This window comes from Candidatus Mycalebacterium zealandia, from assembly GCA_014075295.1.
In the GTDB taxonomy this organism is placed as follows: domain Bacteria; phylum Desulfobacterota_D; class UBA1144; order Nemesobacterales; family Mycalebacteriaceae; genus Mycalebacterium; species Mycalebacterium zealandia.
Genome location: CP046180.1, coordinates 671,544 through 695,756, shown reverse-complemented (window position 1 = coordinate 695,756; position 24,213 = coordinate 671,544). Strand labels below are relative to the sequence as shown.

The 24,213-nt window shown below is 50.9% G+C and carries 23 protein-coding genes, 1 tRNA gene and 1 pseudogene; 14 read left to right on the top strand and 11 right to left on the bottom strand.

Annotated elements, in window-relative coordinates:
* Nucleotides 1-4: 4 nt before the first annotated feature.
* Nucleotides 5-1,441 (bottom strand): dihydrolipoyl dehydrogenase, encoded by a 1,437-nt coding sequence (lpdA, locus tag GKS04_03415; protein ID QMU56213.1) that lies wholly within the window; start codon nt 1,439-1,441, stop codon nt 5-7.
* A 95-nt stretch (nt 1,442-1,536) separates the two neighbouring features.
* Between lpdA and aceE the strand changes: the two genes are divergently transcribed.
* The 4 genes from aceE to ileS all read left to right on the top strand — a co-directional run bounded on the left by aceE (nt 1,537) and on the right by ileS (nt 8,933).
* Nucleotides 1,537-4,215 carry a pyruvate dehydrogenase (acetyl-transferring), homodimeric type gene (gene aceE, locus GKS04_03410; protein ID QMU56688.1) on the top strand — a complete coding sequence of 893 codons (2,679 nt, stop codon included), beginning with the start codon at nt 1,537-1,539 and terminating at the stop codon, nt 4,213-4,215.
* Between the two features lie 163 nt (nt 4,216-4,378).
* Nucleotides 4,379-5,647: a branched-chain alpha-keto acid dehydrogenase subunit E2 gene (locus GKS04_03405; protein ID QMU56212.1), complete on the top strand. Its 1,269-nt coding sequence runs from the start codon at nt 4,379-4,381 to the stop codon at nt 5,645-5,647.
* A gap of 51 nt (nt 5,648-5,698) precedes the next feature.
* Entirely contained in the window at nt 5,699-6,055 is a 357-nt protein-coding gene (locus GKS04_03400) for a hypothetical protein (GenBank protein QMU56211.1), read from the top strand.
* A 25-nt stretch (nt 6,056-6,080) separates the two neighbouring features.
* Nucleotides 6,081-8,933, top strand: a complete 2,853-nt coding sequence (ileS, locus tag GKS04_03395) for an isoleucine--tRNA ligase (GenBank protein QMU56210.1) — start codon at nt 6,081-6,083, stop codon at nt 8,931-8,933.
* Between the two features lie 10 nt (nt 8,934-8,943).
* Here ileS and GKS04_03390 read toward each other — a convergent pair whose 3' ends face one another.
* Together GKS04_03390 and recF are read right to left on the bottom strand one after the other, a co-directional pair.
* The gene (locus tag GKS04_03390; GenBank protein ID QMU56209.1) at nt 8,944-9,285 is read right to left on the bottom strand and encodes an HIT domain-containing protein; all 342 of its coding nucleotides are present in this window, start codon (nt 9,283-9,285) and stop codon (nt 8,944-8,946) included.
* Between the two features lie 273 nt (nt 9,286-9,558).
* The gene (recF, locus tag GKS04_03385) at nt 9,559-10,701 is read right to left on the bottom strand and encodes a DNA replication and repair protein RecF (GenBank protein QMU56208.1); all 1,143 of its coding nucleotides are present in this window, start codon (nt 10,699-10,701) and stop codon (nt 9,559-9,561) included.
* 41 nt (nt 10,702-10,742) lie between these two features.
* Here recF and GKS04_03380 point away from each other — a divergent pair, with 41 nt between their 5' ends.
* The 7 genes and pseudogenes from GKS04_03380 to GKS04_03350 all read left to right on the top strand — a co-directional run bounded on the left by GKS04_03380 (nt 10,743) and on the right by GKS04_03350 (nt 16,377).
* Nucleotides 10,743-12,938 (top strand): AAA family ATPase, encoded by a 2,196-nt coding sequence (locus GKS04_03380; protein QMU56207.1) that lies wholly within the window; start codon nt 10,743-10,745, stop codon nt 12,936-12,938.
* Nucleotides 12,901-13,680, top strand: a complete 780-nt coding sequence (locus GKS04_03375; protein ID QMU56206.1) for a hypothetical protein — start codon at nt 12,901-12,903, stop codon at nt 13,678-13,680. The genes GKS04_03380 and GKS04_03375 overlap by 38 nt, the downstream gene beginning before the upstream one ends.
* 21 nt (nt 13,681-13,701) lie before the next feature.
* Nucleotides 13,702-13,839 (top strand): annotated as a pseudogene (locus tag GKS04_03370) (DUF1460 domain-containing protein).
* Nucleotides 13,836-14,219 carry a DUF1460 domain-containing protein gene (locus GKS04_03365; GenBank protein ID QMU56205.1) on the top strand — a complete coding sequence of 128 codons (384 nt, stop codon included), beginning with the start codon at nt 13,836-13,838 and terminating at the stop codon, nt 14,217-14,219. Before GKS04_03370 ends, GKS04_03365 begins: the two are co-directional and overlap by 4 nt.
* Nucleotides 14,209-14,637: a hypothetical protein gene (locus GKS04_03360; GenBank protein QMU56204.1), complete on the top strand. Its 429-nt coding sequence runs from the start codon at nt 14,209-14,211 to the stop codon at nt 14,635-14,637. The genes GKS04_03365 and GKS04_03360 overlap by 11 nt, the downstream gene beginning before the upstream one ends.
* 58 nt (nt 14,638-14,695) lie before the next feature.
* Nucleotides 14,696-15,718, top strand: coding sequence for a GTPase ObgE (gene obgE / locus GKS04_03355; protein ID QMU56203.1), 1,023 nt, complete (start codon nt 14,696-14,698; stop codon nt 15,716-15,718).
* Nucleotides 15,715-16,377: an NAD(P)H-binding protein gene (locus GKS04_03350; protein ID QMU56202.1), complete on the top strand. Its 663-nt coding sequence runs from the start codon at nt 15,715-15,717 to the stop codon at nt 16,375-16,377. The genes obgE and GKS04_03350 overlap by 4 nt, the downstream gene beginning before the upstream one ends.
* Here the strand turns inward: GKS04_03350 and GKS04_03345 are convergent, their stop codons facing one another.
* From GKS04_03345 to hemE, 8 genes are all read right to left on the bottom strand, one after another.
* On the bottom strand, nt 16,378-16,623 hold the full coding sequence (locus GKS04_03345; protein QMU56201.1) for a hypothetical protein: 246 nt from the start codon (nt 16,621-16,623) through the stop codon (nt 16,378-16,380).
* The gene (locus GKS04_03340) at nt 16,624-17,100 is read right to left on the bottom strand and encodes a hypothetical protein (protein ID QMU56200.1); all 477 of its coding nucleotides are present in this window, start codon (nt 17,098-17,100) and stop codon (nt 16,624-16,626) included.
* Nucleotides 17,101-17,110: 10 nt separating this feature from the next.
* On the bottom strand, nt 17,111-17,461 hold the full coding sequence (locus tag GKS04_03335; GenBank protein QMU56199.1) for a hypothetical protein: 351 nt from the start codon (nt 17,459-17,461) through the stop codon (nt 17,111-17,113).
* Between the two features lie 10 nt (nt 17,462-17,471).
* Nucleotides 17,472-17,543: transfer RNA gene (locus GKS04_03330), tRNA-Thr, on the bottom strand.
* 20 nt (nt 17,544-17,563) lie between these two features.
* A complete protein-coding gene (locus GKS04_03325) occupies nt 17,564-18,325 on the bottom strand; it encodes a glucose 1-dehydrogenase (protein ID QMU56198.1) in 762 nt (253 codons plus the stop codon).
* 58 nt (nt 18,326-18,383) lie between these two features.
* Nucleotides 18,384-19,781 carry a protoporphyrinogen oxidase gene (gene hemG / locus GKS04_03320; GenBank protein QMU56197.1) on the bottom strand — a complete coding sequence of 466 codons (1,398 nt, stop codon included), beginning with the start codon at nt 19,779-19,781 and terminating at the stop codon, nt 18,384-18,386.
* Nucleotides 19,778-20,701, bottom strand: a complete 924-nt coding sequence (hemH, locus tag GKS04_03315) for a ferrochelatase (protein ID QMU56196.1) — start codon at nt 20,699-20,701, stop codon at nt 19,778-19,780. The genes hemG and hemH overlap by 4 nt, the downstream gene beginning before the upstream one ends.
* A complete protein-coding gene (gene hemE / locus GKS04_03310) occupies nt 20,698-21,750 on the bottom strand; it encodes a uroporphyrinogen decarboxylase (GenBank protein ID QMU56195.1) in 1,053 nt (350 codons plus the stop codon). Before hemE ends, hemH begins: the two co-directional genes overlap by 4 nt.
* A gap of 122 nt (nt 21,751-21,872) precedes the next feature.
* Between hemE and lysA the strand changes: the two genes are divergently transcribed.
* The 3 genes from lysA to GKS04_03295 are packed head-to-tail and all read left to right on the top strand — an operon-like array spanning nt 21,873 to nt 24,210.
* Entirely contained in the window at nt 21,873-23,168 is a 1,296-nt protein-coding gene (lysA, locus tag GKS04_03305; protein QMU56194.1) for a diaminopimelate decarboxylase, read from the top strand.
* A gap of 2 nt (nt 23,169-23,170) precedes the next feature.
* Nucleotides 23,171-23,794, top strand: a complete 624-nt coding sequence (locus tag GKS04_03300) for a hypothetical protein (GenBank protein ID QMU56193.1) — start codon at nt 23,171-23,173, stop codon at nt 23,792-23,794.
* On the top strand, nt 23,770-24,210 hold the full coding sequence (locus GKS04_03295; GenBank protein ID QMU56192.1) for a biopolymer transporter ExbD: 441 nt from the start codon (nt 23,770-23,772) through the stop codon (nt 24,208-24,210). Before GKS04_03300 ends, GKS04_03295 begins: the two co-directional genes overlap by 25 nt.
* The last annotated feature ends 3 nt before the right edge of the window (nt 24,211-24,213 follow it).

Sequence of the window (24,213 nt, the reverse complement as noted above, 5' to 3'; positions counted from 1 at the left end):
ACCGTTAAAAGTTTCTCTGTCTGCCCATTGCCGAAAGAGCGGCTTCCATAACGGCTTCGGAAAGGGTGGGGTGCGCGTGCGAGGTTGTCGCGATTTCATAAGGCGTGGATTCAAGCGTTTTCGCCGTGCCGAGTTCGGCAATGAGTTCGGTTGCCCCGTGCCCGATTATGTGCGCGCCGAGAATTTCGCCGTTGTCCTTGTTTGAAATAATTTTCACAAACCCCTCAGTTTCGCCAACCGCGACCGCTTTGCCGACCGCTTTGAAGGGGAAAGTTCCAATGGAAAGGTTGTAGCCGTCATCTTTTGCCTGTTTCTCGGTAAGCCCGACTGTTGCCACTTCCGGCTGGCAGTAAACACAGCCCGGAATGTTGTTGTAATGAACGCGCGTGTCCAGCCCGTTCATGCGCTCAACGGCAACAACTCCCTCATCAGACGCCTTGTGAGCGAGAAGGGGAGGCCCGTTAACATCGCCAATCGCGTAAACGCCCGAACAGGTTGTTGCGTAGTTTTCATCGGTTTTTATAAATCCCTGCTCATCAAGTTCTATTCCGAGTTCATCAAGACCGAGCGGGTCTCCCGAACCGTAAAAACTGAAACTTGTCGGCGCTGAATTGGCGACCGCTTTTCTGCCGATGGCGACAAGCACGATTTCCGCGCTCAAAACTTTTTCCTCTTTTGAAGCGGTGTCCTCAACCGTTACTTTCGCACCCGATTTCGTCTTTTTAATTGACTTATACGCGGTGGAAGTCAAAACCTCCATTCCGCTTTTTTTGAAATTCTTTTCAAGTTCCTTTGAAACATCCTCATCGGCTCCCGGAATGATGTTCGGAGCCATTTCAACAATCGTAACCTTGCTGCCGAAAGAGTTATAGACATAAGCAAACTCAACGCCGATGTATCCGCCGCCGATAATGACGATGTTCTTCGGAACACTGCGGTTCATTATCGCTTCGTCGCTTGTCATAACGATTTTGCCGTCTATTTCCATTCCCGGAATTGTGCGCGGAACCGAACCCGTCGCGAGCATGATTTTCTGGCTCCGGATTTCGCTGTCCTCATCGCCGACAATTCCGACCGCACCCGGACGAAGCAGTTTTGCCGAGCCCTTTATCAAATCAATCTTGTTTTTCTTCAAAAGGAACTCCACGCCTTTGTTTAGAGCCGATGACGCGCCTCTGCTTTTGTCTATGACTTTTGAGTAGTCAAATGAAAGCCCTTTGTGGGAAATTCCGTAGTCTCCGGCGTTTTGGAAATAGTTGTAAACCTCGGCGCATTTAATTATGGCTTTTGACGGAATACAACCCCAGTTCAGACAAACGCCGCCGGGGTTATCGCGCTCAATAACGGCGGTTTTCATTCCCAACTGCGCGGCTCTGATTGCCGAAACATAACCACCGGGACCCGAACCGATAATGACAAGATCGTATTTAGTGGAACTCATATCAGCGGGCTATTCTACATTAAGGAAACAAATTGACCAACCCCGCCCGGTATTCGCGCTTCACACTTTACGCTCCACGCTTCATAATAGTATGGATGCCCGACAAAAAAGCCGAAGAACAGATTGAAGACCGCGAGTGGACGGATTCTTTCAACGAAGTGGTGCGGAGCGAGGGGAAAGACAGAGCGTCCCGCCTGCTGGGGCGTCTTCAAACCTATGCCGCGCGCAACGGCGTGAACATTCCCTACGCGGCGAACACGCCTTACATAAACACCATTCCGCCGGACCGCCAGCCGCAGTTTCCGGGAGACCGTGAAATTGAGCGGCGAATTAAAAACATCATCCGCTGGAACGCGATGGCGATGGTCGTGAGAGCGAACCGCCTTGAAGAAGGGATCGGCGGGCATATCTCAACATACGCTTCGGCGGCGACTCTGCTTGAAGTTGCGTTCAACCATTTTCTCAAAGCGGGAGACCACGGGGACATGATTTATTTTCAAGGTCATTCTTCGCCCGGAATATACGCGCGCGCTTTTCTTGAGGGCAGAATTTCGCTTGAACAGATGAAAAATTTCCGGCGCGAAGCCGGAAGCGGCAGAGGGCTGTCATCGTATCCGCACCCGTGGCTTATGCCGGACTTCTGGGAATTTCCGACCGTTTCCATGGGGCTTTCCCCGATTATGGGGATCTATCAGGCGCGTTTCAACAGGTATCTGGAAAACAGGGGGCTGATAGATAAATCAGACTCCAATGTGTGGGTTTTTCTTGGAGACGGCGAAGCGGACGAACCGGAAACACTCGGCGCGATAACGCTCGCGTCCCGCGAAAATCTGGACAACTTGATATTCGTAATCAACTGCAACCTCCAGCGGCTTGACGGGCCCGTGAGAGGAAACGGGAAAATAATTCAGGAACTGGAAGCCGTTTTTCGCGGTGCGGGCTGGGAGGTTTTCAAAGTGATATGGGGAACGGACTGGGACCCGCTTCTTGAAAAAGACACACGGGAACTGCTTGTTGAGCGCATGGGCGAAACCGTGGACGGCGAATATCAGAAATATGTTGTGGAAAGCGGCGATTACATACGCGAAAAATTTTTCGGCGCACATCCTTTGCTTCTGAACATCGTAAAAAATTATACCGATGAGCAACTGGAAAAACTCGCGCGCGGCGGGCACGACCCCGCAAAGGTTTACGCCGCGTATGAAAAAGCGGCTAAAACAAAGGGCAAACCGTCGGTAATTCTCGCGAAAACCGTAAAGGGCTACGGGCTTGGAGAAAGCGGAGAGGGGCGCAACATCACACACCAGCAGAAAAAACTGAACGAAGAGGAATTGAAAAATTTCAGAAACCGCTTGCGCATTCCCATATCGGACGAACAGCTCACGGATGTGCCTTTCTACAAACCGCCCGAAAACAGCGAAGAAATCCGCTATCTGCTTGAAAGAAGAAAAAAACTCGGCGGCTACACGCCTTCAAGAATCAACAGGGCGACTCCGTTGAAAAAAATCCCCGAAAATATATTTTCCGAATATAAAAGCGGTTCGGGCGAGCGCAAAGCCGCCACAACAACGGCTTTTGTGAAAATGCTTTCCACTCTCCTCAAAGATAAAAACATCGGGCGGCTAATTGTGCCTATTGTGCCGGACGAAGCGCGCACTTTCGGAATGGAACCGCTTTTCCGTCAGGTCGGCATATACGCAAGCGAGGGACAGAAATACGATCCTGTGGACTCGGACACGCTTCTTTACTACCGGGAGGCGAAAGACGGGCAGATTTTGGAAGAGGGAATAACGGAAGCGGGTGCAATGTCGTCATTCATCGCGGCGGGAAGCGCGCACATAACACACGGAATCAACTCCATTCCGTTTTTCATTTTTTATTCAATGTTCGGGTTGCAGAGAATTGGCGACCTCGCCTGGGCCGCGGGCGATATGAGGTGCAAAGGTTTTCTTATCGGCGGCACTTCGGGACGCACAACACTTGCCGGAGAGGGGTTACAGCATCAGGACGGCAACAGTCACCATTTTTCCTACGCTTTTCCCACAATGCAGGCGTATGACCCGGCTTTCGCGTATGAACTCGCCGTGATTATCCGCGAGGGAATGAAAAGAATGTATTGCGACGGAGAAGATGTTTTTTACTACATCACGGTTATGAATGAGCAATACGAACAGCCCGCGATGCCAAAGGGAACCGCCGTTGCCGAAGGCATAATGAAGGGCATGTACAGGTTCACGAAATCAAAAACGCACGGAAAAAACGCACGGAAAGCGCATTTGCTCGGTAGCGGGGCAATAATGAACGAAGCGGTAAAAGCGGCGGGAATTCTGGAGAAAAATTACGGCGTTTCCACGGATGTGTGGAGCGTAACAAGTTACAAGGAGTTGTACAGAGACGCTCAGGAAACCGAAAGGTGGAACAGAATTCATCCTTTTGGAAAAAAGAAAACATCGCATATTGAGAACTGCATGAAAAAAGAAACCGGTGTTTTTGTGGCGGCTTCGGACTATTTGAAATCGTTGCCGTCCTCCATTTCGCGCAAACTTCCCGGGCGGACGGTTGAACTCGGAACGGACGGCTTCGGCAGAAGCGACACGCGGGAGAAACTCAGGGAATTCTTTGAGGTTGACGCGAACAACATCGCCTACGCCGCGCTTTGGGGGCTCAGGGAGGAAGGCGGAATAAACGACAAAACACTTGAAAAGGCGGTCAAGGAACTTAAAATAAATCCGCGCAAAAAAGACCCGATGTTTATGTGGGCGGGCGTCAAATGAAGAACAACGGGTTGATTAAAGAACTGCAAAAACGGCTGGCCGCTTAAGAAGCACTTTGCCCTACTATCCTTGGAGGTGATTGACCGGCACGCAAAGCATCTTCCGGAGCACAAGGAAATGAAAACACGAAAAAGAAAAGAATTGGCAACGGAGAAAAACAGAAATGGCTGAATTCCGTTTGCCCGAAATTGGCGAGAGTGTTGAAGAGGCGACTGTAATCACCGTGTTTTTTGAAGAGGGCGGGACGGTTGGCAAAGACGAGCCAATTGTTGAACTTGAAACGGAAAAAGCCGCTTTTGAACTTCCGTGTCCGTTCGCGGGAACGGTTGAAAAGATGGCGGTCGCCGTGGGCGACAAAATAAAAGTCGGCGGACTTATCGCCGTTATCAGCGAAAGCGGAAAATCTGCGGACGCGGCAACAAAACCCGCGCCGAAAGAAAAACCGGCGGAGGCAGAACCCGCACCGGCGACTGAAAAAGACCCCGAACTCGAAATGCCCGAACCTGCGCCGAAAAAAACAAGCGAGCCAAAATCAAAATCGCAATCTCCGCCTTCATCGCCTTCGGCGAAATCGCTTGCGCGAGAACTCGGCATTGATATTTCAAATATCAAAGGCACGGGGACGCGGGGCAGGGTGTCCGCCGAGGATGTGAGAGCGCAGGCAAAAGATTTAATCCACGCGACTATGGACGGCTCGTCAGACCTTCCGGATTTCAGCCCGTGGGGAGAAACTGACAGAACCCCCGCCTCAACAATCGGAAAAATCTCCGCGCAACGTCTCAAGCGCTCATGGGAAACCGTTCCTCATGTTACCCATAACGACAGCGCGGACATTACCGACCTTGAAGAGCTGCGCAAAGATTTCAGCACAAAAGCGGAAAAAGCCGGAGGCAAACTCACCGTAACGGCGATTATGGTTAAGGTTGTGGCTTCCGCGCTGGGAACGTTTCCGAAATTCAACGGCAGTTTTGATTCCAAACGCGGAGAGTTGGTTTTCAAAAACTACATAAACATTGGCATCGCGGTTGACACCGAAAGGGGGCTTGTGTTGCCGGTTATTAAAAACGCGGATGAGAAAAATATAATTGAAATATCCATTGAACTCGCAGACCTCGCGAAAAGAGCGAGAGAAAAAAATATAAAACCCGATGAACTGCAAGGGGGAAGTTTCAGCGTAAGCAACCTCGGCGGCATTGGAGGCGACAGTTTTACGCCAATTGTGAATTTCCCCGAAGTGGCGATTTTAGGGCTTTCACGCTCAAAAATAAGCCCTGTTTACGATGAGAAATCGGGGCAATTCAAACCACGAATGATTTTGCCGCTGTCGCTTTCATACGACCACAGAATGATAGACGGCGCCGAAGCGGCGAGGTTTGTCCGCTGGATTGCCGAAGCGATGGAAGAACCGTTCAAGCTCGTTTTTGAAGGTTAATTGCGGTGATATGACCGCATAAACCCATCAATCAGGATAGAATAAAGCGCGATGGAACTCCTCATATCAATGAAAGCTGAAGACATCAATACAACAGTTTTCAAGCAGGGCACTATGATGGATATGCCGTCCGATCAGGAAAACGGCTACTTCATAATGGAAATCAGGGATATGAATCCCGAAAAGGTGCGCATACTGCACGAATACGCGGAAAAATTGCAGGAAGTTTTTGAGGAGTCGGAGGAATACATAATTGAAACTTCCGAAACCGGAATGAAAATCAAAAACAAAGTGGACGAGACAAAACCTTATAAAAAAGAGTGGGACAAATGGGCGGATTTCGCCAAAAGAATGCACGACAAACTTGAAAAATACGTCTATTGGGAAATCATCCGCCCCAAAGACTGAAAAACACCGGCGACAAAACCCCGTTATGTCCGAAAAAACGAAAAAGGAATATAAAAACTCACTGAACCTGCCCCAAGCAAAGGACTTTCCAATGAAAGCCGGGCTTCTGCAAAAGGAGCCGGAAATTCAAAAAGAGTGGGACAAAACCGGCCTTTTTTCAGCGATAAAAGAGAAATCCAAAGAGCGGGAAAAGTTCGTCCTTCACGACGGTCCTCCATACGCCAACGGCTCAATCCACATCGGGCATCTGCTCAATAAAATCCTCAAAGACATAGTGGTGCGCTCAAAAACAATGGAGGGGTTTGATTCTTTCCTGACACCCGGCTGGGACTGCCACGGGCTTCCGATTGAGCATAAGGTGCTCAAAGAATCCGAAGACCTCACGGCGGAGGCGGATCCGATTCAGATAAGAAAAAAATGCCGCAATTACGCCGACAAGTTCGTCCGTAAACAGACAAAAGAAATGAAACGGCTGGGAACAGTGGCGGATTATGAAAACCCTTATTTGACGATGACACCTGAATACGAGGCGGGCGTGCTTGAAGTTTTCTCAAAACTTGTCGCGAAAAATATCGTGCGGCACGACCTCAAACCCGTTCACTGGTCAATTGAAAATAAAACCGCGCTCGCCGAAGCGGAGCTTGAATACCATGAAAAAACAGACCCCAGCGTTTACGTTCTTTTTCCGGTTGCGAACACAAGCGCTCTTCCTCAAAGTTTGAACGCGCCCGCGAAAAGCAACGTTTTCCTGATGATATGGACAACAACCCCATGGACGCTTCCGGCAAACCGCGCCATAGCGGCGGCGCGGGACGCCAAATACGGGCTTTACGCCATAAATAAAACGGAGAAGGGAGACAGACGTTTTTGCGTTGTTTCAGAAAACCTCGCGGAGAGCATTTTTGAGCAAACCGGCGCGGACGCCCGAAAACTCGGTTCGTGTTCAGGCGAAGACTTGGCGGACGCTCAAACCGCATATAACCATCCGTTTGTTGAATATCAGGGCAGGGTGATTTGCGCGCCTCATGTGGGAACGGATGAGGGAACGGGGCTTGTTCACACCGCGCCCGGACACGGAGCCGAAGACTACTCCGCGGCGTTGAAGGAAGGAATTGAGATTTACTGTCCGGTTCGGGAAGATGGAACATTTGATGAGTCCGTGCCCGGCTGGCTGCACGGAAAAAATGTTTGGAAAGGAAACGGAATTGTGATTGAAAAACTGCGCGAGGCGGAACTTCTTTTTCATTCAAAAGAAATTGTTCACAGCTACCCGCACGACTGGCGCGGGAAAACCCCGACAATTTTCCGCGCGACCGCGCAGTGGTTTATAAGAATGGATGAACCGGTCGGCAACGGTGGAAAAACCTTGCGAGAACTCGCGCTCGCGAGCATCGCTGATGAAATCAGGTTTCACCCCGAATGGGGAAGCAAACGGCTCGGCGGAATGGTTGAGTCAAGACCCGACTGGTGCATATCGCGCCAGCGCGCGTGGGGGCTTCCTATTCCGGCTTTTACAAATGCCGCGGGAGACATATTAATGACGGAAAAAACCGTGCTTGCGGTTGCGGAGAAAATCCGCGAAAAAGGAAGCAATGCCTGGTTTGAATCGGACTCCGAAGATTTAATCGGCAACTACGACCCCTCTGAAGACGCGGACGCGCCCGCGTGGGCAAAGGAGAACTGGAATCCGTCCGAACTGAAAAAGGGGGCGGATATTTTTGATGTGTGGTTCGAGTCCGGCTCGTCGTGGCATTCGGTTATTGAAAAGGGCGAACAGCGCAAGGGTGGAAAGAAAGCGGGGGCGGATATGTATCTTGAGGGCTCCGACCAGCACAGGGGCTGGTTTCAGTCATCGTTTCTAAACTCGCTCGGTGTGAACGGAAAACCGCCTTTTGAGCATATCTTGACGCACGGTTTTATTGTTGACGCGCAGGGGCGGAAAATGAGCAAGTCCGCCGGCAACGCTCTTGATGTTGAGCAGGTTTTGAAACAATACGGCGCGGATGTCTGCAGATGGTGGGTGAGTTCTCTCAACTACTCAAATGATGTTAAGGCGGACATAAGGATTATAGAAGGCGCGGCTGACGAATACAGAACGATACGAAACACAATCCGCTTTCTTTTGAGCAATCTGGACGATTTCAATCCCGAAACTGATTCGATCGCGCTCAACCAAAATGATGAATACTTGGTTGATAATGTGGCGCGGATAATTCTCAAAAAAACCGTCAACGAAACGGTGAGTTTTTATTCCGCGTTTGAATACAAAGCGGCGAGCGGCGCGATACTCGCTTTCTGCGACCTGTTCCTGAGCAAGCACTACATAGGCGCGGTGAGAGACCGTCTTTACTGCGACAAAGCGGACTCTGAAAGAAGGAGAAAAACACAAACGGTCATATTTGAAATCGCGGACGCTCTGATACGGCTTTGCGCGCCAATCCTTGTCCATACGGCGGAGGAAGCGTATCACTGTCTGTCAGGAGACGTAAAAGAGGCAAGCGTTCACTTAACCGATTTTCCGCGAAGAACGGAATTGTCTGAAAAAGAAAACTCCGTGTTGGATGAATGGGAAACCTCAATCATTCCTTTGAAAGACCAATGTCTGCTCATGCTTGAAAAAGCGAAAAAAGAAGACAATCCGTCAAACCCTCTGGATGCCGGTATGGAATCCGGAACGGACATCGGCAATTTTGACTGCGGTGAAATCGCGGACCTGCTCGGAGCAAGCCGTTTTGAAAACGGCGGAACGCTCTCAGTAAAAAACCTCACGGACGAGTCCAAATGCGACCGCTGCTGGAAAAGGGAAAAAACCGCGTCTCAAAGAGCGGATGGCGGAACACTGTGTGACCGTTGCGCGGACGCGGTTGAGGTTAAATAAGGAAAAAATATCAGCCGGGCGGCCATTCCAGTTTTCTGCCGCCAAGTATGTGAATATGGATATGAAAGACCGACTGTCCGCTGTTTTCTCCCGTGTTGGCGACAATTCGGTATCCGTCTTCGGAAATGCCCTCTTTTGAGGCGATTTCCGGCACTTTAAGCATCAAATGCCCCATAAGACCCTCATCTCCGGATTTAAGGTCATTGAGAGACGCTATTTCCTTTTTAGGTATCAAAAGTATGTGAACCGGCGCCTGAGGGCTTACATCTTTGAAAGCGAGGCACAGATCGTCCTCATAAACAATCTCCGCCGGGATTTCGCGGTTGATTATTTGTGAAAAAATGGTTGGCATGGCACAATTCCCTCCCGGTCAATTGAATTTCAGGATAACTGCAAGACGCGCCGGAACGCAAATAATTGAATATTCATCCCCAAAGGGCGAGATTTTTTAACTTTAAGTTCATACGATATATACAGTATATCCCATTCATATCATTGATTATTTGAGTTCGGAGTTTGCGCGATAACCTACAATGTCCGATAAGGTATATTATGTTAACTTATCTCTTTGTGCAGCTGAAAATGTCTGAAAACTTGAAGAAATACCGAAAATGGATGCTCAACCCTACTCCGCCACTTTTCCGGCTTGAATCCGGAATTTTTTATGTTTTCCGCGATAGAGAATATCGGAAGCCGAAGTTGAGGTAACAAAAACCTGTCCGGGATAGTCAAGAAGCATATCAAACAGGAATTTCCGCCGTTTTCCGTCAAGTTCGCTTGATATGTCATCAAGCAGGAATATGGGATTTTCCTTCTTAATCTCCTGATAAAGACGGATTTCGGCCATTTTGAGCGCCAGAACCACGCTTCGCGCCTCTCCTTGAGAAGCAAACAAAGCGCAGTCTTTACCGCCTATTTGTAGGGATATGCGGTCTCTGTGGGGACCGGTTGATGTATGCCTTGCCTTTGTATCGCGCGAAAAGCCGTTTTCAAGCGCTTTTTTGATGGAATTGGATAGTTCGCCCCGTTTTCCGCCTGAAATCTCAAAAGACGTCTCGTATTGGGCTTTCGCGCCCATATCCGCCCCTCCAATGCCGCGATACAGCGTGTCTATTTCGCGGTTTATCCTTTTTACAAGACGCAGACGCTTTTCAACTATTCTGGCGCCTATTTCCGCCATCTGCCCGTCCCAGAGCGCGATGCCCGATGAGGTCGCGCGTCCGGAAGCGAGAAACGAATTGCGTTGCCGTAAAACGCGCTGAAAGTCCAGAATGTCCTGAAAATGAGACGGGACCAGCCCGCAGATAATTGAGTCAAAATAACGCCGCCGCAATGAAGGACTTCCCTTTGCCAGTTCCACTTCGGACGGCGTGAAATGAACCACTTCAAAATCAAGCGCCTTCTTCGCCAGATTGGCTGGCCTCTTGCCGTTCACCTCAACCTTCTTTCCGCCCTTATCCGAAAACGAAACGCTGACATCGGTTACAAGCGCGGGGGAATCTTTTTCAATAACACCTTTGAGCAAAGCGGACGACCGCCCGCCGAAGCGCACAATCTCCGAAGATGAAACACCCCTTAGCGGCTTGAACCTGCACAGCATGTAAACCGCTTCAAGAAGATTGGTTTTGCCCTGCCCGTTTTCTCCGTAGACAAGATTGAAACGGGGATGAAAGCTCAGGGTTTCAGATGCGTAACACCTGATGTCGCGCAGAGATAAGGATTTGACTATCAAGACCGGAATTGTGAATTGAGAAACCGGAAAAATCAACTCCCCGCGTTTTCCGCTATTACAAAATCATTGTTTTTCTGATGTATTATTTATTTTTCACAAAGATGATCTCGCTGAAAATATCAGAAATAGACTGTAGCGACATGGGCAAAGGAGTTGCCAAACTCAGCCGCAACAACATGCATGAGCTGGGACTTGAGCCGTTTGACACCATTGAAATCGGCGGAAAAAGAAAGACGGTTGCCAGAGCCGTGCCCCTTGAAACCGAAGACGGAACAAACGAAAACATAATTGAGATTGATTCATTCACCCGCCGCAACGCCCGGTCGGAAATCAACGATTTTGTGATAGTAAGAAAATCGTCCTTTGAAACCGCGAAACGCGTTACGGTGGCGGTTTCGGACAAAACCGTTCTCTACGAAAGAAAAAAAGGCATGGATGCGATTCTTTCAAGCCTCCTTGGTCTCGCGCTGACAAAGGGTGACAGGGTTGGAATGTCGTCAAACGGCAAAGCCGGGAACTCGTCCAAAACAGCCGGGGAAATCTATGTCATCAGCGCCGTGCCCTCCTCGCCCAATCCAATTGTTATAGATGAAACAACCGAAATCACAATCGCGAAACTTCCCGCTAACATGGAGGAGAACCGCGACAAAACCAGATACGCACGGATCGGAGGGCTGAAAAAACAGATAAACAAAATCCGCGAAATTGTTGAAATACCCGTCCGGTTTCCCGAAGTTTTCGCCCGCCTTGGAATAGAGCCGCCGAGGGGAATTCTGCTCATCGGTCCGCCGGGAAGCGGGAAAACGATGCTCGCGAAATCGGCAATTCACGAAACAGGAATGAATTTTCAGATTGTGAACGGGCCCGAAATCATCAGCAAACACTACGGTGAAAGCGAAGCGCGAATAAGGGAGATATTTGAAACCGCGCAGAAAAAACAGCCGTCCATTGTTTTTCTTGATGAGTTGGACGCCATCGCTCCGCACAGGGACAAAGTTGCCGGAGAGGTGGAAAAAAGAGTGGTCGCCCAGTTGCTTACCATGATGGACGGGCTGGAGAAAAAAGGCAATGTCATAGTTATCGGAGCCACTAACCTTCCGGACTTGATTGACCCCGCGCTGCGGCGCGCCGGCAGGTTTGACAGGGAAATACTGCTTGATGTTCCCGACAGTCTGTCAAGAATTGAAATCCTGAAAATCCACTGCGAAGCGATGCCGCTTTCAAAGGATGTTGATTTTCAACGCATCGCGGAATTGACCAACGGCTTCACCGGCGCGGACATTGAAATGCTGTGCAAAGAGGCGGGGCTCAAAGCGCTTGGCGGGTTTCTTGAAGAGTTTGACGGCAACGGATACGAAACAAAAACCGCGAAAAAAAACAAAAAGAAAAACGGCGAAATTTCTGTCTCAATGGAAAACTTCACAGACGCGCTCAAAGAGGTTGAGCCGTCCGCCATACGGGAAATCTCGGTGGATATTCCTGAAACCGGACTTGAAAGCATAGGCGGACTAAAAGAGATAAAAAACACACTTTTTGAATCCGTGATTATGCCGTTGCGCCACAGGGAACTCTATAAAACCGCCGAGGTAACCCCGCCCAGAGGCATAATGCTGTGCGGCGCTCCTGGAACGGGAAAAACTCTTATTGCAAGAGCGCTCGCGAACGAATGCGGAGTCAATTTCATCTCGATTAAAGGCGCGGAGATGCTTTCAAAATATGTCGGCGAATCCGAGCGTGCGATACGCAATGTTTTCTCAAAAGCCCGTCAGGTTGCTCCGTCAATAATCTTTTTTGACGAAATTGACGCGCTGGCTCCGGTCAGAAGAGAATCCGAAGGAAACAGGGTTTCCGAGCAGGTAGTGAGCCAGATGCTTGCCGAGATGGACGGCATAGAAGAGCTTTCGGATGTGCAGGTGCTCGCGGCGACAAACCGCAGAGACATAGTTGACCCCGCGCTTATGCGCTCGGGCAGGTTTGACCTCATTCTCAACATACCGCTTCCAGACCGCGAAAGCATTGAGGAAATTCTGAAAATTCACATCGGCGGCAAACCGCTCGCAAAAAATGTGAACTTCAAAACACTCGCGGCAAAAATGAAGGGAATGTCCGGGGCGGATGTAAAACTTGTGTGCGACAAATCTTCTATCTTCGCGCTAAATGAACAGATTAAAAAACGCGACGGAAAAACCTTCCGTATAACCAATTCACACTTCCTGAAAAGTTTGAAGGAAGTCAGTGAAAAGAGCGCGGCTCCCGCGCGGCGAGGCGGTTAAAATCCCCCCGCCCTATTCTTTTTTGCTTTGGGTGGCGCTGTTTTTCATCGGCGGCGCGCTTGGAAGTTTTCTCTGCTTGTGCGTCCGGCGCGTGCCAAAAGGGTTGTCCGTTATAAGCCCGCCTTCGGCATGCGAAACCTGTTTAAAACCCGTCAAGTTTTACGCCAATATTCCGGTCGCGGGGTTTTTCATCTGTCGTGGCGCTTGCCTGCGGTGCGGAGCCCGGTTTTCGCTGTTTTATCCCGCCGTTGAAACATTGTGCGCGGCAAGCGCGGTCGCGGCGGTTTATGTTTTCGGACTCTCTTTTGAGGCGTTGCGGTATTTTATTTTTCTCTACGCGCTTATCGCGGCGAGCGCCTTTGACCTCTCCACCATGACCGTGCCGGATTTCATTACCCTTCCCTTTGCGGCGGCGGGAATCCTGTTCTCCGTCCCGCTCGGACTTTTCGCGGATGCGGCGGTCGGAGGCGCGCTCGGAGGAGGCATTCTGCTGGTCGCGGCGCTTATTTACAAAGCATTGAAAAAAAAGGAAGGGCTTGGAATGGGTGATGTGAAACTCATGGCGGGCGTGGGAACGTTTGTAGGCGCGGCGGACGTTCCGTCCGTGATTCTCGTGGCTTCCATAACCGGCGCAATAGGCGGAGTCGCGTATCTGAAACTGTACGGGCGGGCCGTGTCTCAAATTTTCCCCTTCGCCCCGTTTATAGCGGTTTCCTCGTTTTTGTTTTTCTTTATGGGATAATGGGAGAATGAAAATTCCGGCGAAAGCGGCGGCGGTTTTAACGAATTTACGGACAACCTCAAAAAAGTGCGCTATAAGGACGGCGCCGTATCATATGAGTCTCGCAGGCATTTTTTCTGGATTGGCTCGCGGGCAAACATGTTTTTGTTGAAAACATGACCCGGCTTGTCGGCAAAGTCTCGGCGGAAAGCACCAAAAAGACGCTTAACAAAAAACCGGACGGAACAAACTTCCTTGATAAAATCCCTGAAAGAACCGTCCGCATATGGTTTATAAAACCCGAAAACCTGTCCCCGGATGTAATAGACCGCCTGCAAACCGGAGACTATGCGGGAATTTACGCGACAGCCGGAGGGCTTGGCGTTACCCACACGGGAATAATCATTAAAAAGGGAAACACGACATACCTGAGACACGCTTCGTCAAGAAAAGAACTTGGAAAAGTGGCGGACGAGGAAATTACGGCATATATTAAAGGCAAGCCCGGATTGACAATTTTCAGACCCATCGGGCGTGGAGAAAAAGACGGTGGCTCTTAGCGCAAAAGCGATAACAAAAATCATCATAGAAACAGACAAAGCGCGCGACACGGCGGACAAACTGCGCGATTTTGCCGACTTGATGAAAAAACAGAACGCCACCCTTGAAGGCGATGTAAAGAAGCAATGCAAACGCATCGCGGACGGAATGGAGGTTGTGTCGGGTGAAATCGCGGCTATAAAAGAGATTCTGCAAACTCAGCTGGATAAAATTCCCGTTGACGAGAAAGAGGTGAGGAAAGCGGCCGAGAAACTTCTGCTTTACCAGAACAAACCCGAACACGCCCTGCTTTACGCCCAGCAGCAACTCGGCAACCACAAGGAAAACTCACACTGGTGGCTCTACTGGAACGGCATTACGCAAGCCGTGATTGAAAAAACCGGCATCAAGCCCGAAAAAGTCGGAAAACGCGATTAAGCGAAACGCGTTTCCACATTCAAATCCCGCGAACGCGATTCAAGTATAATTCCCCCCGATGGTCAAGTTCATAGACGAAGCAAAAATATATATCCAGTCCGGCGCGGGCGGGAACGGGTGCATGAGTTTCCGGAGGGAAAAGCATGTGCCGAGGGGCGGTCCCAGCGGCGGAGACGGCGGAGATGGCGGAGATGTGACGGTTTCGGCAAGCGGGCAGGTTTCTTCACTGCTTGACTGCCGATACCAGCGGCACTACCGCGCGAAGCGCGGAGCTCACGGCGAGGGGTCGGGCAAACACGGCGCGAGCGGAGACAGTCTCGTCATATCCGTGCCCGTGGGAACGGTTGTCCGCAATTCGGAAACGCGGGAAATTCTCGCGGACTTGCGCCATGACGGAGAAAGCGTTATCGCCGCGCGGGGCGGCAGGGGCGGCAGAGGAAACTTAAGGTTCACTACTTCAACAAATCAGGCGCCGCGCAGAGCGGACGACGGACAACCGGGGGAAAACTTCGAGATTTTTCTTGAACTGAAACTGCTCGCCGATGTCGGAATAACGGGTTTTCCAAACGCGGGCAAATCAACCCTGATATCAAAGGTTTCCGCCGCGAGACCCAAGATAGCGGACTACCCTTTCACAACGCTTGTTCCAAGCCTGGGCGTGGTCAGATGGGGCGATCACAAAACCTTCACAATGGCGGACATCCCCGGAATTATTGAGGGCGCACACAAAGGCACGGGGCTCGGAATCCGGTTTCTCAAACACGTTGAACGGACGAAAATTCTTGTTCACATGATTGATATGTCGCCGGTGGAAAAAAGGGAACCGCTTGAAGATTATGAAAAAATCAACTCCGAACTGCGCCTTTACAATGAGGAACTCGCGGCAAAACCGCAGATAGTCGCGCTCAATAAAACAGACATTCCTGAAGCGTGCGAAAGAGCGGAGCAAATCACCAGAATTTTAGCGGAAAAAGGAATTGAAGCGGTAACAATTTCCGCCGTTACGGGTGAGGGAACCCAAACGCTTGTGAACAAAATCGGAATCCTGCTTGAAGAAATTGGCGAAGGTAAAGCCGAATGACTTTCGCCATTCTCGGAGCAAGCGGACACACGGGAATAATGGCTACCCGCTACTGCCTGCGTTGCGGACACAATGCCCGCATTCTTGTGAGAGACCCGAATAGAATGCCCGCGCTTGCCGAAGCGCGAAACGGCGGACTTGAAATCATAACGGGAGACGCCACCGACCCGCGTGCGATTGCGGAGTTGATAAAAAACTCAGACGCGGTCATAAGCGCTCTGGGCCCGAGCGATTTACGCACCGGATACAAAGTCCACTCGCAAGCCGCGCTTCATCTTTCCCTCTTGATGCCGGAAGAAAAAATTTCGCGCTATGTCGCGGTTTCGGGCGCGAGTTTGTCCGTGCCAACCGACAAGTTCAGCGTCAGGGGAAAATTTTTCAGCGGCGTGGCGCATCTGTTCACAAAAACAAGCACTCATCTCCGACGTCTGCTTGACGACAAGCGCGGAGAATATGAAATTCTGACGCGCGGCCCGCTTGATTGGACAATCGTGCGCCCTCCGTGGATTGTGCCCGGCGACTACGAACGCGACGCGAACATAACGCCGTTCAAACTTGCGGGAAGCAAAGTACGTGTTACCGAACTTGCCAAAGCGCTTGTTGATCTTGCAATAGACGGGAGGTTCAAAAAACAGGCGGTTTTTGTGAACAGCGTTTGATTACTCAAACACAATCCGCAACGCCAGATACGGCGCGATATTGAACACGAACAGACAGATTTTCATAAAACCCATCATTTTGTACTGAGAGGAGTGAAACTTTTCCGGCGAAAGTCTGAACCACTTTGTGTGGACTTTATAAACAAACTCGCGCGCGAAAACGAAAAGAAGAAACCAGTAAAGCAGAAGCGCGTAGTTGATGACCGCGCACCAGCCCAGAGCGGCGCGCAATTCCTCAACCGTCATTTACTGTAATTCTCCTTCGGAAAGTGTGCTTATGGGAACCGGAGAGGCATGGTGAAGAGTCATTCTCCAGCCCTTTTCCGTGTTTTCAAAAATGTTGGTCGCCTGCGCGAGCGTTACCACTATTCTGCCGTCAACAAAATGGTTGAGTCTTTCAATACAGTTCACCCACGCCGCCTTTTCGCCAACATCAATCATAATGTCGGAGGTTTCCACGCTCGCGAGTTCGCCAGATTCAAAAATACTGATCCAACTCGCCTTTATCGCGTCCCAGCCCTCTATCGCGGGCCAGCCGGGATGTATGCATTTCGCCTTGCTCCCCGGAACCCAGACCTTTTCCATCAGGGCAATGTCAGCGTTGTTGAGCGCGTCGTAAAAACTGTCCTGAATCCGCTCCACCTCTTTTTTCATGCCTCCGCCCGCCGTTTTACGGACGCGGGAAACTGTTTCGGGGGTTTCTTTTGTCTTTTTCTGTGCCATCTCGCAAAAATTATGACCTTTTTGCCGCTATTATCAAATCCGCCATTTCAAGCACCGCGCTTTCGCCGTCAAAACCTGAAACATAGGCGCAACCCATTTTCACCTCAAGCGGAGCCGAAGCGGGAGCGGCAAAGAACGCAGCTTCCCGCGCAACGCAAACGTCTTCGGGCTCAAAAGCCATAAACACCGCGTCTTGCGGCTCAACCTCGTCCGCTCTGTCAAAAAAAACGGTTTTTACACCCGCGCTCAAAAGTTTTTCGACAACATCCGAAGCGGACGCGACTTTTTTGTTCACGGCAAAAACCCGCGCCTTTGAAAAAGCGCGTTTTATGTCTCGTCTCAGGACGCTTAAATCGCTCATTTTTCCGAAAAGCCGACGAGGAGAGTCGAACTCCTGACCTGCTCATTACGAGTGAGCTGCTCTACCACTGAGCTACGTCGGCAACAAAAGTGGAGAGGCAAACTATCTGGCTATCCAGCCACCGTCCACCGAAAGCATGGTGCCGGTCATAAAATCAACGCCGTCTTGGCACAGGAAAAGCACCGCTCTTGCAACTTCATCGGAATTGCCAAGACGCCCTATCGGATGGAATGAAGTAAAAAGTTCCTCCGCCGCGCGCGCATCTTCCATGCCGTCCATCATGTTGGTTACCATCGGAGTTACTATGGTGCCGGGACATATGGCGTTCACCTTGATTCCCTTGTCTGCATAATCAAGCGCCATTGCCCTTGTAAACTGTGTAACGGCACCCTTTGAGGCGGTGTAGGCGGCAATTCCGGGAAGTGCTTTAAGCCCGAGAATTGAAGAGTTGTTTACTATGCATCCGCCGCCTTTTTTTAACATGTGCGGAACCGCAAATTTTGACATCATAAAAAGCCCGCGCACATTGATGGAGAAAATTCTGTCCCATTCCTCAATTGCGGTTTCATGGGTTGGAGCCGCCGAAAGAACACCCGCGTTGTTAAAAAGAATATCTATCGCGCCGTGCTTTTTCACGGTCTCTTCAACCGCGCTTTGACAATCCTCTTCCTTGGCAACATCGCTCACCACAAACTCAATTTTCACGCCCTTTTTCTCCGCCTCCGCAACTGTCTCTTTGAGAGTTTTTTCGGTTCTTCCCGTAATGACAACAGTCGCGCCTTCCTGCGCGAAAAGAATCGCGGTCGCCTTTCCAAGCCCGAGACTTCCGCCCGTTATTAAAGCCACTTTACCTTTAAGTTTCATAAATCCGTGCTCCTTGAAATTAAATTTTGCTTATTTTACACGCAGCGGAGCAATTTTCTCAAACCTGCGCGGACAATCTCACGGCCTTCGCACCCGCTTTCACCCCGCTGGCTATGCAACGTGGAATTCCAACTCCTTCGTATGCCGCGCCCGCAAACGTTATCCGCCCCACCCTTTCCGCAGCGCTCATTATCCGGCTCACAAGATCGCGATGACCAATGCGGTAAACGGGCATCTGTCCGCCGTATTTTCCCACGGTAACGGCCAGTGGCTCTCCACGCGCGCTGAAAAACTTCTCCGCCGCCGCGCGCGCCCGCGCCGTAACATCACTGTCTGCGAGAGCGCAGGTTTCGCTTCCTTCGATAAAAAACCGCATAACGCTGAAACCGTCCGGCGCTCTGGCCGGAAACTTCCGGCTCAAAAATGAGCACGCGAAAACCCCGCCCGCGTCCGCTTCGGGGAAAAGAACGCCAAAACCGTCCGGCGCGGAGGCAATGGCGCCGTTTTCATAAGCAAGGTTCACAACCGCGCATGAAGAAAACGAAACCGAACGCAAAAGCCGCGCAAGTTCGGAATCGGCCTGTTCAAGCATATCCGCCGCTCCGCCGCACGGAGCCGCCATAACAACCCCGTCCGCTAAAATTTTTTCACCCGAACTTGAAAAAATCTCCCATCCGCCCGGCGTCCGGACAAGTTTTGACACTCTGAAACCCGTGCGGGCGCAACCGCCCGGAAGGGTTCGGAGCGCGGCGGCAACCATTTCAGACATTCCACCCTCAGGCGCGACAAAACCGCCGAACCTCGCCCCGCCGCCGCCTTTGTCTCCGCCATCTCGCACAAGAGCGCGAAGCACTCCACCGCTTTCTCTTTCCATTTTGACAAATTCGGGCAAAACCGATTCCGCACTCAAAGTTTCCGGCTCCGCGCAATAGATTCCGCCAATAAGGGGTGCGGCGGCTTTATCGTAAATCTCATCGCCGAACCGTCTGCGGATAAAATCCGCGACGCTCTCCTCTGAACCCGAAACCGGACGCACGGGAACAAAAAATTCACCGAGCGTTCTGATTTTGCACGAGAGCGAAAAAAAAGGACTTGCTAAAAAAGGAACAATTCTGCGCGGAGCCATCATAAAAAACCCGTCCGGCAAAGCAAGAGCCCGCCCGCCGCGCATAATAAAAACCCTGCGCCCGCGCTCGGAAGTTCCGGTAAGTCGCGCGGCAATTCCGATTTTTGAGCAGAATTCAAGCGTGTTCCCGTCCGCAAAAAATGAATCGGGACCGCGTTCAAGCATGAAATCTCCCCGCCGGACGGTTGAGATTGTTCCGCCGAAAGAGTCGGACGCTTCCAGAATTTCAACCGGCGGCGCCGTTCGCCTCCCGAAGTCTGAAATCTCAAGCGCGGCACTCAGCCCCGCTATTCCGCCACCGACAACAACAATTTTTTTTGAAGAGGTCACTTCCCGATAAGAGCCAGAACCGCTTCGCCCATGGCGCGGGCAAACTTCGCGTCATCATTCACGGTTTTCGCGACTAGCATTTCTATTCCGGCTTTTCGCGCCGCGTGCGCGGCTTCAACACCAATGTCGTAAAGAACCTCAACATGGTCGCACACAAACCCGATGGGCTGAACCACAATGTGGCTCACCTCTTTGTCAAACCCCTCAATGACATCGCAAATATCGGGCTCAAACCACTTTTGAGCGGGACTGCCGCTTCTGCTCTGCCACGCGACCAGAAAATCGTCCGCGCCGAGTTTCCGCGCGGTGAGTTCGCAGGTTTTGCGGAACTGCTTTTCGTAAGTGTCCGAGCCGGGCATTTCAAGCGGTATGCTGTGGGCGGTGAAAATCAGTTTCGCCGAATCCGACAAACGCCCGCCCGGAAGTCCGGCTATCTGTTCTGAAACCCTGTCCGCGCAGTTTTCTATAAAAAGCGGATTGTCAAAAAGCGGCGGGCAATAGAGAAACTCAATATCCGTTCCCGCATTCGCTTTCGCCTCTTCAACCTCCCTCTGATAACGCTCCCAACTTGTGTCGCACTGGTGAAGAGCCATTATGAGCGCGGCGCATTTCCCGTGTCCGCGCCGTGACATTTCCGCGATCGTGTCATCGGTGAACGGATGCCAGTTTCTCATCGCCATATAAACCGGCAAATCCACTCCCTGTTCTTTGAGAAATTTCCGCATAGCCTCTCCCTGCCGCTGTGTGAGCGCGTTAAGAGGCGAACCGCCGCCGACTTCTGCGTAATGGCTTTCAACCTCTTTTATTCGCGTTTCGGGAATGGAAAACCCCTTTGAGACCATCCGCAAAAATTCCGGCACGTCTTCGGCTTTGTCCGGTGCGCCGTAGCCGATAAGAACAATGGAATCAAAACCGTTCATCGCGCTGAAAACTCCCTGACTTTCTCAACAAGCGCGGCAACATTATCAGGCCGGGTGGAGGGCATAACACCGTGCCCCAGATTGAAGATATGCCCGGGACGCCCGGCGGCTTTTTTGAGGATTGAAACCGCGCTGTTTTCCATGCTCTTGCGGTCGCCAAGCAGAATGGAAGGATCAAGATTGCCCTGAATGGCGGTTTTGTATCCGAGGGTTTTCCACGCCTCGGAGAGATCAACCGTCCAGTCAATTCCCACTACGCTGACGCCCCCGGATTTCATTGCGGATTTCATGTCGGAAAGCAGTGCGCCCGCGCCGACTCCAAAATGGATTGCCGGAACACGCCTCGGCAAAGCGTCAAAAACGGCTTTTGTGTGCGGCATAACAAAGCGGCGGTAATCATCGGGCGAGAGACAGCCCGCCCAACTGTCAAAAATCTGAACCGCGTCCGCGCCGGCGTTTATCTGGGCGTTCAGATATGAAGCGGTCGCGGTGGAAAGTTTTTCCATGAGCGCGTTCCACAAACCCTCGTCCGAGCGCATAAGGTTTTTTGTGTTCAAATATGTTGAGGACCCACCACCTTCAATTAAATATGAAGCCACCGTGAAAGGCGCTCCGGCAAATCCCAAAAGCGCGACTTCGGGACTAAGAGACCTCCTTGCCATCGCAACCGCCTTGCTCACATAGTCCATTTTTTCAGGGTCAAACTCCCTCATCGCGTCAACCGAAGGGGCGGAGCGGACTGTGTTTTTGATTTTCGGACCGTCGCCCTTTGTAAATTCAACCCTGATTCCCAGCGGCTCCAGAATCAGCAGTATGTCGGCGAAAATTATCGCCGCGTCAAAATCGAATTTTTCAATCGGCAGAAGCGTAACTTCAGCCGCGAGTTCGGGGTTTTTGCAGAGTTCAAGAAACGGAACCTTCGCCCTGATTTTTCTGTATTCCTTCAGGTATCTGCCCGCCTGTCTCATAATCCAGATGGGTGTCCGCCCGGTTTTTTCAAGGCGGCAGGTTTTCATAAAAAGCGAATTTTGCGCGGAAGATTTAGGCATACAAGGGCTTATTATGAATTACGGAAAGCCGATTGTGAAGCGGGTGGCGGAAAAAGCGCGGGGCTTTCCCCTTCACCGTTCTTAATATAGAATACGAACTTCTCACACGCCGGAAAATCCCCATGAGCAAACCCTTTTTGCCCACAACAAAAACTTCATACCGCGACGGCGAGTTGTTTTTTGAACAGGTGCGCCTCACCGAAATTGCGGATGCGGTCGGTACGCCGTGCTATGTGTACAGCGCGGGCGCTTTTGAAAGCGCGTACCGCGCCTATGAAAACGCGTTTTCAAAGATTTCGCCGCTAATCTGCTATTCGGTCAAAGCGAATTCAAACCTGTCTGTTCTTTCTCTTTTCGCGAAACTCGGAGCCGGTTTTGACGTGGTTTCGGGCGGGGAACTCAAAAGGGTCGAAAAAGCGGGCGGAGATATAAAAAAAACCGTTTTCTCAGGCGTGGGGAAAAGCGCGGACGAAATAAAACTCGCGATTGAAAAAGGAATACTTTTTTTCAACGTTGAGTCTCCGCAGGAACTTGAAGTCATCAACGAAATCGCGACCGGGCTCGGTGCAAAAGCGCCCATTTCACTGCGCGTTAATCCCAACATAGACCCTAAAACACATCCGTATATCTCAACGGGGTTCAAAAAAAGCAAATTCGGAATGAATGCGGACGAAGCGGAAAAAACTTACGAGCGCGCGGCGTCAATGAAGGGAATTGAAATAAGGGGAATTGACGCTCACATCGGGTCTCAGATTTTTGAAATTTCCTCATTCACGGACTCTCTTGAAAAACTGCTCGCTCTGGTCGGCAAACTTGAGAAAAAGAAAATAAAAATCGGCCGGGTTGACATGGGCGGAGGGCTGGGAGTCCGCTACGACGCGGGCGACTCCCCTCCCCCATTTGAGAAATTCGCGGGCGCGGTTGAGAAACTGATGGCCGGCTCAAAACTGGAACTCGTCATTGAGCCCGGAAGGTCGCTTGCGGCGAACGCGGGACTGCTTCTGACTCGCGCGATGTATGTGAAGCGCGGAAGCGAGAAAAAATTCATTGTGGTTGACGCGGCAATGAACGACCTTGTGCGCCCGGCATTTTACGGCTCTCACCATGAAATTGTTCCCGCAAAAATGACCGCCGGAAATAAAACGGAAAAAACGGACATCGTGGGACCCGTGTGCGAATCGGGCGATTTTTTCGCCACCGACAGGGATTTTCCGCTTGTGGACGCGGGCGAGCTGCTTGCGGTCATGAGCGCGGGCGCCTACTGCTTTACGATGTCATCAAATTACAACACACGCGCGCGCGCGGCGGAAGTTCTCGTAAAAGGCGGCGAATTTCGCGTAATAAGAGAGAGAGAGAGTTTTGAAAACATGCTCAAAGGTGAAACAGTTGCCGATTTCGGCACGGACGGAAGAGAATAAAAATGGAAACGATTTTTGAAATAATGAGCAAAACGGGGTTTTTTTTCTACCCCATAGCGCTGTGTTCAATAGTTGGAACAACGCTTTTTATTGAAAAGTTTTATTTTTTGCGGGAATCAAAAGTTGTTCCGCGCGAAACGGGGCAAATTCTGCACCTGCTTGAAAAAAAAGAGTTCAACGGCGCTCGCGCGCTTTGCGAATCAAAAAACTCGCCTGCGGCGCGGGTAACGCTTGTAGCGATTGAAGCGGCGGCGGATAACAACGACCCCGAAGAGTTCGCGAAGCGGTCTATGGAAAACGAATCGCTCGACCTCTATTCGCACATTGAAATGCTCGGAGCAATCAGCAGTGTCAGCACTTTGCTGGGTCTGCTTGGGACAATTTCGGGAATGATAAAAATATTCGGAGTTATTTCACTCAACACGGACGTTAATCCCGCGGCGCTCGCGGGCGGCATATCCGAAGCGCTTTACACGACCGCGCTCGGGCTCGGCGTGGCAATACCGGTTTTCATCGCCCACAAATATCTGCTGGGAAAATACGAATCGGTAATCCTTCATCTTGAACAGTCGCTCAAAGACATATTGAGACCGCTTGAAAAATCGCCCGGAGACCCGGCACAGTGAAGAAAGCCGGTGCGATATTTTCGCGGAAAAGCCGTCTTGCAAACACCCTTGACCTTACGCCCGTTGTGGACGTGGTTTTCAACCTGCTGATATTTTTCGCGCTTTCCCTCAATTTCACACCCGCAATCAAGGGAATAAACATCAAGATTCCCGAAGTGGGCTCGCCGGTTGGGGAAATCAAAACGGAAAAAATTTCCGTCTCGGTTTATGCGGACGGAAGGATTTATCTGGACAACAAACAGGTCTCCCGCAAATCTTTGCGCGAAATGCTTGAAAAATCGCCCGACAAATCCGCCATCGCCGTTATCAAAGCCGAAGAAAATGTCGCGCACGGAACCATTGTTGACATAATGTCGGTAATAAAGGCGTCCGGTTACACAAAACTTGCGCTCGCGGCGCGCAGTATTGAACCCTGAAAA

Coding starts and splice junctions, on each gene's coding strand:
- lpdA (QMU56213.1), bottom strand. CDS start 1,441: ATGAGTTCCACTAAATACGATCTTGTCATTATCGGTTCGGGTCCCGGT.
- aceE (QMU56688.1), top strand. CDS start 1,537: ATGCCCGACAAAAAAGCCGAAGAACAGATTGAAGACCGCGAGTGGACG.
- GKS04_03405 (QMU56212.1), top strand. CDS start 4,379: ATGGCTGAATTCCGTTTGCCCGAAATTGGCGAGAGTGTTGAAGAGGCG.
- GKS04_03400 (QMU56211.1), top strand. CDS start 5,699: ATGGAACTCCTCATATCAATGAAAGCTGAAGACATCAATACAACAGTT.
- ileS (QMU56210.1), top strand. CDS start 6,081: ATGTCCGAAAAAACGAAAAAGGAATATAAAAACTCACTGAACCTGCCC.
- GKS04_03390 (QMU56209.1), bottom strand. CDS start 9,285: ATGCCAACCATTTTTTCACAAATAATCAACCGCGAAATCCCGGCGGAG.
- GKS04_03380 (QMU56207.1), top strand. CDS start 10,743: ATGTATTATTTATTTTTCACAAAGATGATCTCGCTGAAAATATCAGAA.
- GKS04_03365 (QMU56205.1), top strand. CDS start 13,836: ATGACCCGGCTTGTCGGCAAAGTCTCGGCGGAAAGCACCAAAAAGACG.
- obgE (QMU56203.1), top strand. CDS start 14,696: ATGGTCAAGTTCATAGACGAAGCAAAAATATATATCCAGTCCGGCGCG.
- GKS04_03350 (QMU56202.1), top strand. CDS start 15,715: ATGACTTTCGCCATTCTCGGAGCAAGCGGACACACGGGAATAATGGCT.
- GKS04_03345 (QMU56201.1), bottom strand. CDS start 16,623: ATGACGGTTGAGGAATTGCGCGCCGCTCTGGGCTGGTGCGCGGTCATC.
- GKS04_03340 (QMU56200.1), bottom strand. CDS start 17,100: ATGGCACAGAAAAAGACAAAAGAAACCCCCGAAACAGTTTCCCGCGTC.
- GKS04_03335 (QMU56199.1), bottom strand. CDS start 17,461: ATGAGCGATTTAAGCGTCCTGAGACGAGACATAAAACGCGCTTTTTCA.
- GKS04_03325 (QMU56198.1), bottom strand. CDS start 18,325: ATGAAACTTAAAGGTAAAGTGGCTTTAATAACGGGCGGAAGTCTCGGG.
- hemH (QMU56196.1), bottom strand. CDS start 20,701: ATGAACGGTTTTGATTCCATTGTTCTTATCGGCTACGGCGCACCGGAC.
- hemE (QMU56195.1), bottom strand. CDS start 21,750: ATGCCTAAATCTTCCGCGCAAAATTCGCTTTTTATGAAAACCTGCCGC.
- lysA (QMU56194.1), top strand. CDS start 21,873: ATGAGCAAACCCTTTTTGCCCACAACAAAAACTTCATACCGCGACGGC.
- GKS04_03300 (QMU56193.1), top strand. CDS start 23,171: ATGGAAACGATTTTTGAAATAATGAGCAAAACGGGGTTTTTTTTCTAC.